This window comes from Desulforhopalus sp., assembly GCA_030247675.1.
Classification (GTDB): domain Bacteria; phylum Desulfobacterota; class Desulfobulbia; order Desulfobulbales; family Desulfocapsaceae; genus Desulforhopalus_A.
Map to the genome: position 1 here is coordinate 1441548 of JAOTRX010000002.1, position 14585 is coordinate 1456132.

The window sequence follows — 14585 nt, forward strand, 5'->3', positions numbered from 1 at the left end:
GATAGGCGGTGTCGATGCAAGGGCTAATTGTAATTCAGCGCGGCGGCCACTTGAGAGGCAGGCTTGATTGGTTTGCGCTGTCCGGCCGACTCGGCTTGATGGGGAAACCCACCTGGCCGATTTGGTTTTGTTTGTTGGTCTCGTTGATATAGGGGAGGATGACCGGCACCATGCCCTTCAGGACCTGGAGGGGCAGGGCGGAGGTAAAGCTGAAAGCGGTGGCCGATTTGCCGCTGACAAAGGCGGTGAGTACCCCGAAATGGCGGTCGCCGAGGTAGAAGACAAAGGTCGCGGTGCGGTTTAAGGCCTTTGATGAGGTCTTCGCCCCGGCGGTGCCGGAGGAGAAGATGCGGTTGTCGCCGGTGCCGGTTTTGCCGCCGATCGGCAAGGGGCTGCCGTCCGCCTGCTGGAAGCTGTTCAACAGCCGCCTGGCGGTGCCTTCGCTGACCACCTTGCCCATGGTTTCCTTGACGATCCGCGCCACATCGGGGTTGAGCACCTGCTGCGGTTGCGGCGGCGGTGGCTCGACGATGGTCTCATAGGGGGTGTCTTTGGCGAACTCCACCCTGGTGAAACGGTGGGTGGGATAGCGTTTGCCGTTGTTGAGGAGGATGCCGATCAATTCGGCCAGCGCCGCCGGCCGGTCGCCGGAGCTGCCGAGGGCGGTGGCCAGCGACGGCACCAGTTGCTCAAAGGGATAGCCGAGGTTGGCCCAGCGTCTGTGGATATCGGAGAAGGCGTCGATCTCAAGGACGATCCGCACCCGCGAATCCCTGGCGTTTTTGGCCTTGGTGCGTAGCAGCCAGCCGTAGACCTCGCGGCGGACCTCGGCACTCTTTTCCATGGCGTCCTTCTGGGATTTTACCCCGGGTTGTTGCAGGTAATCCAGGAGCCAGAGCTCCAGGGGATGGAGGGCTGCCAGGTAGCCGAGATCCTTGAGATTGTAGGCTCCTGGCTTGTATTTCTCGTACATTGTCGACAACTTGGACTCGGTGGCCGCCTCGGCACCGGGCAGTTCCTCCTTGATAAAACGGACAAAGGTTGCCTCATCGGCCTTGGGGAAGAGGTGGCGGTGGATGATGGCCAGGCGCAATGGTGTCGGGTGCATCCCGGACAGGAGGGTTTCGAGACGCTCCTGGGAATTCTGGCCCTGGTATTTTTTCCAAAAGCGGCCAAGAAAGACCCGGCTTTCGGTGTCGATGAATTTGTCGAGCACCTCCTTACGCCGCGGGTCCTTGTCGTCAACGAGGACCTTGCGGTTGTTTTCCCATTGGGCGGAGCGGGTGGCGCTGACGATGTCGCGCATGATTCGCACGAAGGGCAGGTTGATGGAGTTCTGCAGGGCCTCGGTGACGGTGACGACGCGGCTGTCGTCCTCCTTGCGGAAGTTGCCGAAGACGTGCAGGCCGCCGCCGGTGAAGAATTGTTCCTCCGGGTTGGCCGAGTAGGTACGCTCCATGGCCAGCCGCAAGAGGGTACGGAGCGGCAGCATCGGATCTTCCCGGAGCTGATCGCAGACCCAGGTGGAGAGTACATCTGGACGCTGCTCGGCGAATTCATCGAGCTGTTCCGGGCTGAGCTTGGCGACCTCTCCATACAGTTCGGCGATGATTTCCAGGTAGGTGACCAGGGTGCGCAGCTTGGCGGTGGAACCGAGTTCCAGCTTGCTGCCCTCGTTGATGTCAAAAGGCGTTTCCGTGGTGTCGGTCTGCACCCGCACCACATTACCGGCCGGGGTGCACTCAAAGAGGGTAAAGCTGTAGGCGAGGGCTGCCGCCTGGTCCGGGGCCAGCAGGTATTTGCCGACCAGGCCCATGGCCTCGGCGCCAGTGGGCATCTCAAGGGTCTTGAGGTACCAGCTGACCTCCTCCTGCAATTTGCTGTTGAGGGTGGCGTTCACCGTCATGTCCATCCGGTCAAGATCGTAGAGGGAGGCGTCGAAGAGGCTGCTGAGGCGGTTGCGGACGACGTTGACCCCTTTATTGATCTCCACCTGTGGCGCCGCCGAGTTGGCCGAGAAATTGCGGAAGACCAGTGGCTGGGTCTGCACCGCCTCGCTGAGGGCCGGTTCGATAAAACCACCCTGGGCCAGGAGCCGTGCGTAGCTGTTGCTGAGCAGCGCCAGTTCGCTGTGGCCCTTGACGAGGTAAAAGGATGGGCGGCGATGGGCGATCATCAGGCTGATCACCTGCTTGAGGGCCTTGGCCTGCTGTTCAAGGGCGGTCCCCGTGGCATTTTTCAGCTGGAGGAGGCGGTTCAGCTCGGCAAACTCGGCGCCGTACCAGACGAAGAGACCATCGCCCAGGCCAATCACCTCGCCGGCGCCGGGCGCGGCCGATAGCGGCACGGAGTTGACATAGTCGAGAACCAGTTGCTTGCGGAAGGCCGAGGTGTCCTCGCCGCCCCGGTAGGCGCGGACGCTGGCCGAGGCCATCTGGTAGAGTTTGTCGGTGATTGACGAGGTGATGCCGCTGTCGGAATGGCGGAATTTCTCGGTCTGGGTAGCGAGCGTGCTGCCGCCCATGGAGGGCAGGTTGATATTGACCAGCTCGCCGGTCTTCACCATGACCGCCTTGGAAAACCGGCCCCAGTCGACGGCGGGGTTGACCTTTGGATATTTATCGGACAGCAGGTCGCGGTTTTCAATAAAGAGCAGGGCCTGGACCACCGGCTGAGGGATGGCGGCAAAATCGGCATAGACCCGTTTCGGGTTGGTCATCCGGTACATCGTCTGCTCGGTTGCATCAAGGATATGCAGGCCGGCCTGGCTTTTTTCGCTGTAGGGGATGTTGAAACCATAGGTGGCGTAGGCGCGCAGCTCGTCACTGACCCTGACCTGGCTGACTATTTCCATGCCCTTTTGCTTGAGTTTTTCGGCCATCGCCGGCAACTGAACGTAGCCGAGGCGGAGGTCGTAAGGGCCTTTCTTCGGGAAAACGATGGAGTCACTCGGGCCTTTCGCCGTCTGGTAGTTGAGCTTTGCCGCAAAGGCGCTGATGTATTTGGCCTGCAGGGTAGAGGTCTGGGTTTCGTAGTAGATCGCGGCAGAGCAGGCCAGGGCAATGATGAAGGTGAAAAACAGCAGCAAGGGCCACCAGCGCCGTGGTTTGTCCGGCCCCACCCGGCGCCGGCTAGGGGACTTTGGCGTCTTTTCGCCTTTTCGGCCGGGCAGCGTCTGGTCCGGACGGTCGATGGCGATGTCTTCCGGTTGCCGTGATGAGCCGTCACCAGAGGTTCTGATCGGCGTCCTCGATGGTGGGAAGATCCGATGGCGGGGGCGGCCGTCTATCGGTATGTTGAGTTCTTCGGGAGGGCTGGTCACTGCCGGAATGCTGGTGTATCCGAGGTTGGTGCTGCCGTCCTCGGTTGTATTGATTGTAGTCTTAGCCTGACAGGCGGAAGACCCGGTGTTTTTGTCATAGCCTGCTGCGAAGGTCGAAAATGATGGTGAAGCAAGGCCTCTTTCTCCTGCCTTATGCTCTTGCCGACTGGGGCCATCCTACCGAGTTTTCCCTGCCCAGTCAAGGTATCCCTTCCCTACGGTCCAGGGTTTACTCGTCCGGGAAAAGCAAAAAGGCCACTCCTGCGAAGGAGTGGCCATTTCTTGCTAGTGCCTGAAAAATTAATACATTTCTCAGGGTACGACGCCCATTTTATAGAGGGCAGCCGCAGGTATTGTCGTATTAACGGATGAACAGCATCTCCTGGTAGGAGGGCAGCGGCCAGAGATCGTCGGCGACAACGGTTTCCAGGGCATCGGCATAGCCGCGGACGGTCTTCATTGACGGCAGCACCTTGTCGCACATGAACTTGGCATGAGCCAGGGTGTCTCCACCCTCGTGGGCCATCAGTTTTTCAAGTTTATCCACCTCGGCCTGCATGGCGCGCAGCTTGGTGGTGACGTCTTCCAGAGTAAACATCTTGAAGTCGTGACCGATGATCTTGAGGCTGTTGCAGGTCTCGGCAAGCTGGCCCTGGTAGCGCATTGCCGCCGGGAAGATGATGGTGCGAGCCATGCGGATCACCAGATTGGCTTCGGTGGTCACGGTCTTCACATACTGTTCAAGATAGATCTCCTGGCGGGACTTGAGCTCGGCCTCGGTGAGGACGCCGTATTTGGTGAACAGCTCGATGGTTTCCTTGGCGGACAATACCGGTAAGGCTTCCGGGGTAGTTTTCAGGTTTGCCAAACCGCGTTTCTTGGCCTCTTTGTGCCATGCCTCGGAGTAGCCGTCGCCATTGAAGATGACCGCGTCGTGCTTCTTCATGATGTCCTGCAGAACCTTCTGGACACCCTCATTGAACTGGGTTTTGTTTACCTTGCCGAGTTTTTCCAGCTCGGTTGCCACGAAGTCGAGGGACTCGGCCATCATGGTGTTCAGGGCAACCTGCGCACCGGCAATCGAATGCGAGGAGCCGACGGCGCGGAACTCAAAGCGGTTGCCGGTAAAGGCAAAGGGGCTGGTGCGGTTACGGTCGCCCGGATCCATCGGCAGCGGCGGCAGGGTGTCGACGCCGATATTCATCACGCCCTTCTGCTTGGAACTCTTCACCTCGCCCTTCTTGATCTGCTCGAAGACATCGGTGAGTTGTTCGCCGAGATAAGCGCTCATGATGGCCGGGGGGGCCTCATTGGCACCGAGACGATGATCATTGGAGGCGGAGGCGACGGTGGCCCGCAGCAGTGGGCCGTACTTGTGCAGGGCGCGGATGGCGGCGGCACAGAACAGCAGGAACTGGGCGTTGGCATGTGGGGTGGCGCCCGGATCGAAGAGGCAGCCCAGCTCGGCGTTGCCGATGGAATAGTTCAGGTGCTTGCCGGAGCCGTTGATGCCGGCGAATGGCTTCTCGTGCAGCAGGCACATCATGCCGTAGCGCTTGGCGACGGTGCGCAGGGTGGTCATAACCAGTTGGTTATGATCGGCGGCGAGGTTGCCCTGCTCATAGATGGGGGCGATCTCGAACTGGCTGGGGGCCACCTCGTTGTGACGGGTCTTCACCGGTACACCGAGCTTAAAGAGTTCGTTTTCCACTTCCATCATAAAAGAAAGGACCCGGCGGGGAATGACGCCGAAATACTGGTCCTCAAACTCCTGGCCCTTGGCGGACGGGGCACCGAACAAGGTGCGGCCGGCCAAGAGGAGATCGGGGCGGGAGAAGAAGAAGTTACGGTCGATGAGGAAGTATTCCTGCTCGGGGCCGGCATAGGCGGTGATGGGAAGTTTGGTGGTGACGCCAAACAGCTTCAGGACGCGCTTGGCCTGGGTGTTCAGGGCCTGCAGTGAGCGCAGCAGCGGGGTTTTCTTGTCGAGGGCCTCGCCAGTCCAGGAAACGAAGGCGGTGGGGATACACAAAAAGGTACCGTTCGGGTTTTCAAGGATATATGCCGGGCTGGTGACATCCCAGGCGGTGTAGCCACGGGCCTCGAAGGTGGCACGCAGGCCGCCGGAGGGGAACGAAGAGGCATCGGGCTCGCCCTGGATGAGCATCTTTCCGGAGAATTCGGCGACAGCGCCGCCGTCACCGTCCGGCACTAAAAAGGCATCGTGTTTCTCGGCGGTCATGCCGGTCAGCGGGTAAAAGACGTGGGTGAAATGGGTTGCGCCCTTCTCGATGGCCCAGTCCTTCATGGCATTGGCCACCACGTCAGCGACGGTTGCGTCAAGTTTTTCGCCGAAGGTGATGGTGTTTTTCAGTGATTTATATACATGCTTGGGAAGACGTTCCTTCATGACCTTGTCGTTAAAGACGTTGGATCCAAACACGTCAGTGGGCTTGCTTTCGCTGAAGTTCAACGGGGTTTGGGATGGCTTGTAGCTGATGATTGCCGAAATGGCGTTCAGACGGGCTTGGATTCCACTCATGATGCGTTCTCCGATATGGGTTTAAAAGCGGTTTTTACTACAGACATGTATCGAAAAAAAATAAACATACAAAAAACGATACAAAAATGTAAAACATCCATCATAATTTTTCAACCTAAAAATTGGCCGAAATGCAATTTGTTGCTCTTATTTGCAGTCTTTTACCTGCCGAGGCCGGATTTTCTCCCTCTTTTAGGGCCTCCAACCTGGAAAAATGAGGAATTTACCTGCAGATCTGTCGAAAATTGTGCTTTTATGGGAATGTCGGGATTTCGAAGGGAATGAGCCTTGCGCAGAAGGGAGGTCGTCTAGGTATCCGTATTGGGTGGTGGTGTTTATGCTGCGGGGGGGCGGAAGCGAGACAATTCTCCACTTCCGCAAATTTTCTTCATCGTATTCGCTTTTGCATTCAAGATTGTATTTGTTTTTCGTAGGGTGCACGGAGTGTACCCTACTTGCGAGCCAACTTGAAAGCTCATCGGCCTTAAAATCGATAGGTCATGAACAGTCCGGTGGTCAATTTCTCGGTGTCATAAAAGGTAATGCTACCGTCACCCCGGGAATAGCCGACGAGGCCTTGCGCCGCCCACCCTTCAAGGCCGAAGGGGGCGGCGTAGCTGATCATCATTGTGCCTCCGTAGCCATTGGTTTCCCTGGTCTTGGCAAAGACCGGGTCCTCTTTGTCATACTCTGTATAGCTGTAGGTAATCTTTGGCAGGAAAGAGAGCCGGTCTATGGTGTATCGGCCCTGTACCGTCATTCTGCCTTTTTGGAAGGAGTTACTGTCTCCTTCGTAGTTCCCGGAGAGATAGGACAATTCGCCACGGAGATCGAAGGTTTTTGCGCGAAGGAAGGTGTAGCCACAGGTGATGCCAAAGACCTCGCCATCGCGGGCAAGATCGGGAAAGAGACCGGCAAGCAGATCATCCTCGGTATCGTCGTTCATGTAGACCGCGGAAAGTCCAAGAGGCGAACCGAGAATGGCGGTGAACCCGATCTTTGCCCCTACCTTTGCGACCGAGGTGGAATCTCTACCGACACCCAGGGCATAGGGGTTCTGCCAGGCGCGTTCAAAGGGGGAGTATATGGCGGCAGCCTCAAAGATGCCAAGAGTGGCTACCGGCAGGGCTGCCCCGAGGCTTAGGGCAAAACCACCGAATTCCTCATTACCCGGATCGCCTTTGAAGAAGACCCTGGTGCCGCCGTCAAAGGTATAGGTCATAGAGGGCAGTACAAAAGGCATGACTTCGGTTTCCATGTCAGCCGCTCCATTCAGGTCGGTCAAGCGCTTCTCCGATCCTTTCGGGTCGAGATTGTCGGCGGTGTTGACCATGAACAGGCCCATACCGATGTTTCCGGAAAACCCCGATGCTTTGGTTTCAGCAGCCACAACCGGAGTGACACAGTAGAATAAAGGCAGGATGGACACGGCAAGATACAACTTTTTCATGATAACCTCATTTGGGGTCGGAATATGCAACAATTCCCGGGGAGCGTATGTCGACAAGTTCACCTCAATCGGGGGCGATTCTGCGGGTGGCCAGCAGGTCCTTGATGAAGTCAAAACTGCCCGGTCTGGCCGCCAGTTGCGCCTCAATCAGGGCTGGCAGGGCATTGATCCGGCGAAGCAGGACTGGTTGCGGCCAGGGATATATCCCAAGATCGGTGAGGAATTGGCTGGCGGCAAGAAGAAATTCGGCGGACTCAAGCGGCGTGTCGGTTTTAAATATTCCTTCGTCGCATCCCTGCTTTATCAATGCCGCATAAAGCGGTGCCTGACTGGTGATCATTTTGGCGAGCAGGCGGAGATGCATACCGGTGTTTCCCGGCTGGTGCAATCGTTCGATGACCTCGGGGTCATGGTCGTCGCTTGCGCTTCGTTCAATGAAAAAGCGCATGCGGGACAAGGCATCGCCCGTCGAGGACTGGTGCAGGAGGTGCATTTTATTCAGCATACCGGCCACCATGCAATCCAGCACGGCTTCCAGCAACTCCTCCTTTGAGGCAAAATAATGATAGATGGTCCCTTTGGCGATGCCGAGGTGGGTCATGATATCTTTCATCGTGGTGCTGTCGTAGCCTTTGTGCAGAAAAAGGACCCTTGCCGCCTCGACAATCTCCTCGCGCCGTTCCTCCGGCTTTTTGGTTATTCGGACCATACGGCCTCAAGCAGGTCATCGAGGGATTGGAAATGGCAGAGTAATTCGTGCTCCGGAGCGTGCAAGGTATCCGAGAGATCTTTCCAGGTAGTGGCTTCGAAGCCTTGCCGTTGAAACAGCCGGCGGGCCGCAATCAGAATGCGGGCCCGTTCCAGGCGATTGATCTGTATTCTGCTTTCCATCTTCATTCTCCTTGCCGGTATTGATCTTGTGAAAGACACAATAACCTGTCGACCGACCGTCGGTCAATAAAAAAGTTGACTTACTGCACCGGGCAACTTGTAACAAATGAAGGCACTGACTTGGTGTGATCAATATGGGCCACCGGCGATCTGTCCGGGGGGAGCGGCAGATCGCCGGTGGGGGAGGCAGGTTGCAAGAGAGAGGTTAGAGATTAGCGGGCAAATAATTTGCTGAACTCCCCGAGTCCTTCCTTCTCCAGGTCGGCCACGGGAATGAAACGCAGTGCCGCCGAATTCATGCAGTATCTGAGTTTTGTCGGTGCCGGTCCGTCGTCGAAGACATGGCCGAGATGGGAGTCGCCTTTTTTGCTGCGCACCTCGGTCCGCACCGAGAACAGATGCCGATCTTCCTTCGTTACTATATTGTCCTCAACCAGTGGTCGGGTAAAACTCGGCCATCCGGTGCCCGAGTCATATTTGTCGAGTGAGCTGAAAAGCGGTTCGTTTGAGACGATATCAACGTAGATTCCCGCCTCCTTATTGTCCCAATACTGATTATTAAAGGGTGGCTCCGTGCCGTTTTCCTGCGTCACCTGGTATTGCAAGGCGGTCAGGCGTTTTTTCAAGTCGTCTTTGCCAGCTTGTCTGTCCATGGTGTTTTTACTCCAGTCAATGCTTTTAAGAAAGTCATCCCTGCCCGAACGGCTTCGATAAAATGAATAGCGTACCGGATTCTTTTTGTAATAATCCTGGTGATATTCCTCGGCAGGATAGAAGGTGGTGTATGGCAGGACCGGGGTGACCAGCGGGCCCTTGAAAATCCCCTTGGCAGCAAGATCTGCCTTTGATGCCTCGGCCAAGCGTCGCTCCTCATCGGTAGTGTAGAAAATGGCAGTCGAATATGCATGCCCCCGGTCAACGAACTGGCCTCCGCCATCGGTCGGATCCACCTGTTGCCAAAATACGTCAAGGAGTTGCCGGTAGCTGGTTTTTTTAGGGTCGTATGTGATTTCAACCACTTCGATATGTCCGCCGTTAACGTAGTTTTCGTAGGTCGGAGTTTTCGATGTGCCGCCGGTGTAGCCGGAGACCACTGATACAACCCCATCCAGCTGTTCAAAGGGTTTTTCCATACACCAGAAGCAGCCGCCGGCAAACATTGCCCTGGCCAGCTCTCCGCCGGTTTGCGATTGTGGCACGGTTGCCGCAACCGGTCTGATTAATTGATCGGCGATTGTCGTCGCCATCGCAGTTCCTGTCAGAATCAGCAGGATGAGTATATATGTTTTCATTGTTCACCTCGATATTTGGATTACCGTTGTCACTTGTTTCCCCCTGCAATCACCTGGAATTGCCGGAGCCTTTGCCGTCTTTTGCCGGCGGGATGGTGCGAATATAGGTATCGGCTTTTTTCAGGCTGTCCTCCATCTCATGGACCTGTATTTTCTTTGGGTCGAAGACGACTGTATTGATTTCATTTGTGCCATGCCATCCCCTGTCTACCCGTATAACGCCATCGCGCCCATCCAGGGCGCCCTTGCCGACGTCGTATCAGGCGACTGCGAAGGTTGCCTCCTGCAACTCGGCCAAGGATTTTGCAACGGAAAAACAGAGGGGGATTCCCAGGCCGAGGAGCAATATCGCTACAATTCGTGCGTGTCGATTCATCGTCGGACTCCTTTTTACAGATGAGAATGATTTCATGACTGGGCCTTTCCGAAGGCAACCTGCCTGCCGGAAAGGCTTCCTCTTGTCTGTAACAATAGAGGCTCGATGTAAAGGGTCAATAAAGGGAATGTAAAGATTCGGTAAAGAGACTGCTCAGGCGGGAAGGGTAAACCAGATGTGGGTTTCGTCATGGCTGCTTGTGGCGCCAACCGCACCACCGTGGGCCTCGATCAGCTCTTTGGTGATGGCAAGACCTATCCCCGCGCCGCCGGCGTCACGGGACCGCGACCGGTCGGCGCGGAAGAAGCGTTCGAAGATAAAGGGCAGGTCTGCCGGGGCAATGCCCGGACCACTATTGCAGAAATCGACCTTTATGCCGTCCTTCACCCGGCTTATGGATATTTGCACCCGGCCGTTTGCCGGTGTGTATTTACAGCAGTTATCCAGGAGATTCTGCAGAGCCTGCAGGAGTTTGTCACGATCCGCTGAGACAGTGGTTCCGTCGCTTCCTGCGATGCTGATACTGATATTTTTTTTCTGGAAGTTGGGAAGGTGCAGTTCCGTCATCTGGCTGACGAGACCCGTCAGCAGAATCTCTTCGCGTTTCAGGTATGCCCTGGCCGCATCGGCGCGGGCAAGTTGCTGCAGGTTGTCGACGAGGTGAACCAGCCTGAGATTTTCCTGCTGCAGCATCTGCAGGGTTTCAGGCGAGGGCGGTAGTATGCCGTCGTTCAATGCCTCAAGGTATCCCCGCAGATTGGTCAGGGGGGTACGCAGCTCATGGGCCACATCGGCAACCATGGCCTTTCGCAGTTGTTCGATCTTGCCGAGTCTGTCGGCCATATTGTTGAAGGCTACGCCGAGCTGACCCACTTCGTCGCTGGTGGTGATCTCGGCACGCAGGGAAAAATTGCCGGCGGCGACTTCTCTGGTTATGGCGGTCATCTGCGAAAGCGGTCTGAGAACCCTGCGGGTGAGGAGGTAGCTGAGGACGAAGGCCATGCCAAAGGCGGCGATAGCGGCCCACACCAGGTATTGATGAATGGAGGTCAAAAACATCTGATGGATGTCGTTGGGTGAGACATCATAGATCTTCATCAATTCCATGAAATATTGGGCGGCAAGTTTGTCTATGGCCAGCCAGACCACAAGGAAGATGACGGCGATTACCGGGAGGATGTTGGTCAGCAGCAGTTTCCAGAGCAGGCGGTTCTGCATCCCCTCACTCCTCGTCTGCTTCGGCGAACCGATAGCCAAACCCGCGGACAGTGACAATCCGCTTCGGATTGGCGGGATCGTCCTCGATCTTCTGCCGGAGCTTGCCGATGTGGACATCGATGACCCGGTCGATAACCGTCTCGCCGTGTTCGTAAAAACGCTCCAGCAACTCGTTTCGCGAAAAGACGCGTCCCGGCGAGGACATGATGGTCTGCAGCAGTTTGTATTCTGAAGAGGTCAGGTTTACCGGGGCACCGTTAAGGCTCACCTTGTGCTTTTCCTGATCAAGGACAAGTCTGCCATGCCGGATAATTGATTTTTCCGGCGCCGGAGGCGGCTGCACCCGGCGGAGTATTGCCTTGACCCTTTCCACAAGTTCGCGCGGGCTGAAGGGTTTCACCACATAATCGTCGGCCCCGAGAGAAAGCCCCATCACCCGGTCAATCTCTTCCTCGCGGGCGGTCAGCATGAGAATCGGCACCTCGGAAAACTTGCGAAGCTGCCGGCACACCTCCCAGCCATCGATCTTCGGCAGCATTACATCAAGAATAACGAAACCAGGTTTTCGGAGGCGCGCCTGGCGCAGGGCCTCTTCACCGTCATAGGCGGTAATGGTGGAAAAACCTTCGCGTTGCAGATATGTTGCCACCAAGGTTGAGGTGTTCTGATCGTCTTCAACGATGAGGATGGGGCTGCTGAGGGTAGACATTGGACACTCTTCCTGTCACTCGTTTGTATCTGCTTTAACTCTTAAAAGACGCTTCATGCGGATGGACTTTTTCCTGTCGCCGCCCACCAGCCGCCGCCAAAGATGTTTCATCGCCAGGTTTGTTGTATGCAGCACGGCAATGGTCCGACCTCCTCGCCTCTGGTCGGCTATTATACTCCCTTCGTCTTTTTTGCCAGCCGGGCATCAAACTTTTCCTTATTTATGACGAAGCGCTCATGTTTGCCACGGGCGATAAGGTCGAAGTTGTCGTGCGCTTCAAACTCAAACACCAGGCGTCGGCCATCCACCTCAATGAGTTTGACCGTGGCGGTTACGTCCAGGCCCGGAGGTGTGGCGGCAATGTGGCTTGCATCGATATGACTTCCCACGGTTTGTTCCGCCGGCCAGTCGAGATGCGGATTCACCGCCTGGATACACGTCCACTCGATAAGACCCACCATGAATCCAGTGGCAAAGACCTGCGGCATAACCTGGAGTTCAGTGGCTTCTGGAAAGAGGGCAGGGACTAATTTGGTGGTATCGATGCTGAATGTAAAAGTGTGCTCTATACCCGGTTGCAAAGTGTCTTTCATTGTGTTTCTCCATGGAAGAAATCATCGGTTGTTTGTTGGCTGGGTGGTGGAATTAGGTCTGGTGCCTCTCCTAATTCACCCCTATCGTGGTAAAATTCCAAGAATAGTCTTTTGCCAGGCTGTTGCCGTTCATATCCAGCACGGCATCCTTGGGAATCTTGACAGTCCATTGGACTCCGCCAAGTTGACGGGGGGCTAAAGGGCCCACGGTATTAATAATCAAGGCGTCCACTTCAATAGAGCAAAAAACGAATTTGAAATCTATTGGTGAAGTTACTTTAATGTTATGGAAATTGGGGCCCATCTTGATGTTTTTATTAAAAGTTACAGTGATTCTGTCTAAGCTGGGATAGTTTATCTGTTGGTTGGATGTTGGGGTGGTGGAGACGACTTTCGGTCGGCTTTTAACAATACCCACATGAGTCCAGTCCACGATACGTACATACATGTCCTTGGTAACATCATAGACCTCCAGGGAATATTCCATCTTCTGGTAGGTCTTTGCATTAAAGGCAGCGGTCAAGACCTTGACTGTCTGACCTGCGGCTATCTTGACTATTCCTTCTTGTAGTTTGATCTTTTTCCGTCCGGCCAAAGCATACTGGGCAGGCAGGATGAGCCGGTTACCTTTTTTGGCATAAGCCCGTACAAGCGGCTTGATTGAAATATCTTTGCTGCTGGTATTGGTGACCTCTAACATCACGAAATCATTGTCAAAATCTTTGATTATGCTGGTGTTTACCCCAGGAAGAGTATAACTAAACGACTTTGTGTACGCCTTAATGCACAGGCTGGCGTCCTCTTTATAAGTGGTCAGATCTGTCCAGCCTTGAGGATAAATCTCACCGAACTCATCCTTCCATTTGATATAACATTGCCCTGGTTGAACTAGATGGCCAATTCCGCCTTGCTGGTTATCCAGGCTAACATTAAAACCGTTGGGGTCAGAAGTTGACAAAACAACCGAAAATTTTTGACCGGCATTGAGGTTTATCCTCTGTGGCAGTTCCACAGTATAGAAGCCATTCATGGGCAGGGTGGTGTAAACGGTCGCATCAGGCCCCGAACTGTCAACCGGGCCCTGGCCCGGGTTGACATAGATCTCAATCTTGATTTCCCCGGGCAGTTCAAAGCCATAAAACCCGACGGCCACAAGTTCGTCATCATCGGTTGCGGTAAAGATATTGGCTGCATATTCCAGGACGCAAAGCAAACTGTCCATTCCCCGGAGGTCATACTGATAGATGTGGCTGTAGTTGGACTTTTTGTCTGCAGTGAAGACTGTAGCGCCAGAGGTTACAGAGGCGTCATAATACGAAATATAATAGTAACCGCCTTCACCAAAATCCGTGCCTTTATTATTCCTGGCAATAAAGGCGCCATTGCCCGGCGGGGTAACCATCTCATCATTAATATGATCATGGTTGGTAAAAAGCTCTTTCGGCATATTGTCATCCCATCCTACCAGCACAATGGCATGAACGATTGAATCGTGGGGATCATAATAGGTGTTATGCTCATAACTGGCCAGGCCGGTGGAGCTGATATCGCTATAGACCCCGCCAAAATAGGTAATGGCATACTTTATCCAGCCGTTATCCAGTGCATCCTCGCGTACCGGCAGGAAGTAAACTTTTTGGCAGTGCTTGACAACGGTGGGGGTAGAGGGGTTTTGATAATCAAAATCGGCTTCCCGGACTGGACCAAGCCAGGAGACCAGATAATTGGTAGCAAGGACATGGCTTGCGCCAGCACTGCAAGAACCAATCATTTTTATCTGGAGATGATCCTCGGAAAAATCCCAATTCTCATGGGGGCACAAAAAGGATTCCAGGCATCCTATGGCAGCTGTTGTCCAGCAGGAGCCGCATGCAACCATGTCATGCACCGGGGTGACACGTCCTTCCTCCCGGAGGTCAAAAGTGGCAGGGAAGGTGGACACCGGCAACGAGATGGGGACCAGATTCTTTATGGTTGCAGTCGCGCGCTCTCCCAAGGAGTGCAGGTTTTCTTTAGGGAGGGTACGTTTCTTTTTATTGCGCATGGAAGTGCCTCCATTTGTTAATGTGAAAAAAACAAACGCCCATTACTGGGATATGGACGGAGAAGGTTTTTTATTTATTGAAGGTTCATGCAATTTTTCTGCGCGGCCGGGTGCTCTCAAGGATGTTGTAACTGCTTTGGATGAGATA

General features: G+C 55.0%; 11 protein-coding genes. 1 reads left to right on the forward strand and 10 read right to left on the reverse strand.

Annotated features, from left to right (window positions below; all coding sequences use genetic code 11):
• Nucleotides 1–34: 34 nt before the first annotated feature.
• The 6 genes from OEL83_06260 to msrB form a co-directional block, all read right to left on the reverse strand.
• Complete coding sequence (locus OEL83_06260; GenBank protein ID MDK9706637.1) at nucleotides 35–3322, reverse strand: transglycosylase domain-containing protein; 3288 nt, start codon at nucleotides 3320–3322, stop codon at nucleotides 35–37.
• Between the two features lie 361 nt (nucleotides 3323–3683).
• Nucleotides 3684–5864: a glutamine synthetase III gene (locus OEL83_06265; GenBank protein ID MDK9706638.1), complete on the reverse strand. Its 2181-nt coding sequence runs from the start codon at nucleotides 5862–5864 to the stop codon at nucleotides 3684–3686.
• A 484-nt stretch (nucleotides 5865–6348) separates the two neighbouring features.
• A complete protein-coding gene (locus OEL83_06270) occupies nucleotides 6349–7314 on the reverse strand; it encodes a DUF2860 domain-containing protein (protein ID MDK9706639.1) in 966 nt (321 codons plus the stop codon).
• Between the two features lie 64 nt (nucleotides 7315–7378).
• Nucleotides 7379–8023 carry a TetR/AcrR family transcriptional regulator gene (locus OEL83_06275; GenBank protein MDK9706640.1) on the reverse strand — a complete coding sequence of 215 codons (645 nt, stop codon included), beginning with the start codon at nucleotides 8021–8023 and terminating at the stop codon, nucleotides 7379–7381.
• Entirely contained in the window at nucleotides 8011–8205 is a 195-nt protein-coding gene (locus OEL83_06280) for a TetR/AcrR family transcriptional regulator (GenBank protein ID MDK9706641.1), read from the reverse strand. The genes OEL83_06275 and OEL83_06280 overlap by 13 nt, the downstream gene beginning before the upstream one ends.
• Nucleotides 8206–8417: 212 nt before the next feature.
• The gene (msrB, locus tag OEL83_06285; GenBank protein MDK9706642.1) at nucleotides 8418–9497 is read right to left on the reverse strand and encodes a peptide-methionine (R)-S-oxide reductase MsrB; all 1080 of its coding nucleotides are present in this window, start codon (nucleotides 9495–9497) and stop codon (nucleotides 8418–8420) included.
• Here msrB and OEL83_06290 point away from each other — a divergent pair.
• On the forward strand, nucleotides 9478–9897 hold the full coding sequence (locus tag OEL83_06290) for a hypothetical protein (GenBank protein ID MDK9706643.1): 420 nt from the start codon (nucleotides 9478–9480) through the stop codon (nucleotides 9895–9897). The genes msrB and OEL83_06290 overlap by 20 nt on opposite strands.
• 129 nt (nucleotides 9898–10026) lie before the next feature.
• Here OEL83_06290 and OEL83_06295 read toward each other — a convergent pair whose 3' ends face one another.
• The 4 genes from OEL83_06295 to OEL83_06310 all read right to left on the reverse strand — a co-directional run bounded on the left by OEL83_06295 (nucleotide 10027) and on the right by OEL83_06310 (nucleotide 14437).
• The gene (locus OEL83_06295) at nucleotides 10027–11091 is read right to left on the reverse strand and encodes an ATP-binding protein (GenBank protein ID MDK9706644.1); all 1065 of its coding nucleotides are present in this window, start codon (nucleotides 11089–11091) and stop codon (nucleotides 10027–10029) included.
• A gap of 4 nt (nucleotides 11092–11095) precedes the next feature.
• Nucleotides 11096–11800 carry a response regulator transcription factor gene (locus OEL83_06300; GenBank protein MDK9706645.1) on the reverse strand — a complete coding sequence of 235 codons (705 nt, stop codon included), beginning with the start codon at nucleotides 11798–11800 and terminating at the stop codon, nucleotides 11096–11098.
• 170 nt (nucleotides 11801–11970) lie between these two features.
• A complete protein-coding gene (locus OEL83_06305; protein ID MDK9706646.1) occupies nucleotides 11971–12393 on the reverse strand; it encodes a thioesterase family protein in 423 nt (140 codons plus the stop codon).
• A gap of 70 nt (nucleotides 12394–12463) precedes the next feature.
• Nucleotides 12464–14437 (reverse strand): lectin like domain-containing protein, encoded by a 1974-nt coding sequence (locus tag OEL83_06310; GenBank protein ID MDK9706647.1) that lies wholly within the window; start codon nucleotides 14435–14437, stop codon nucleotides 12464–12466.
• Nucleotides 14438–14585: the final 148 nt, after the last annotated feature.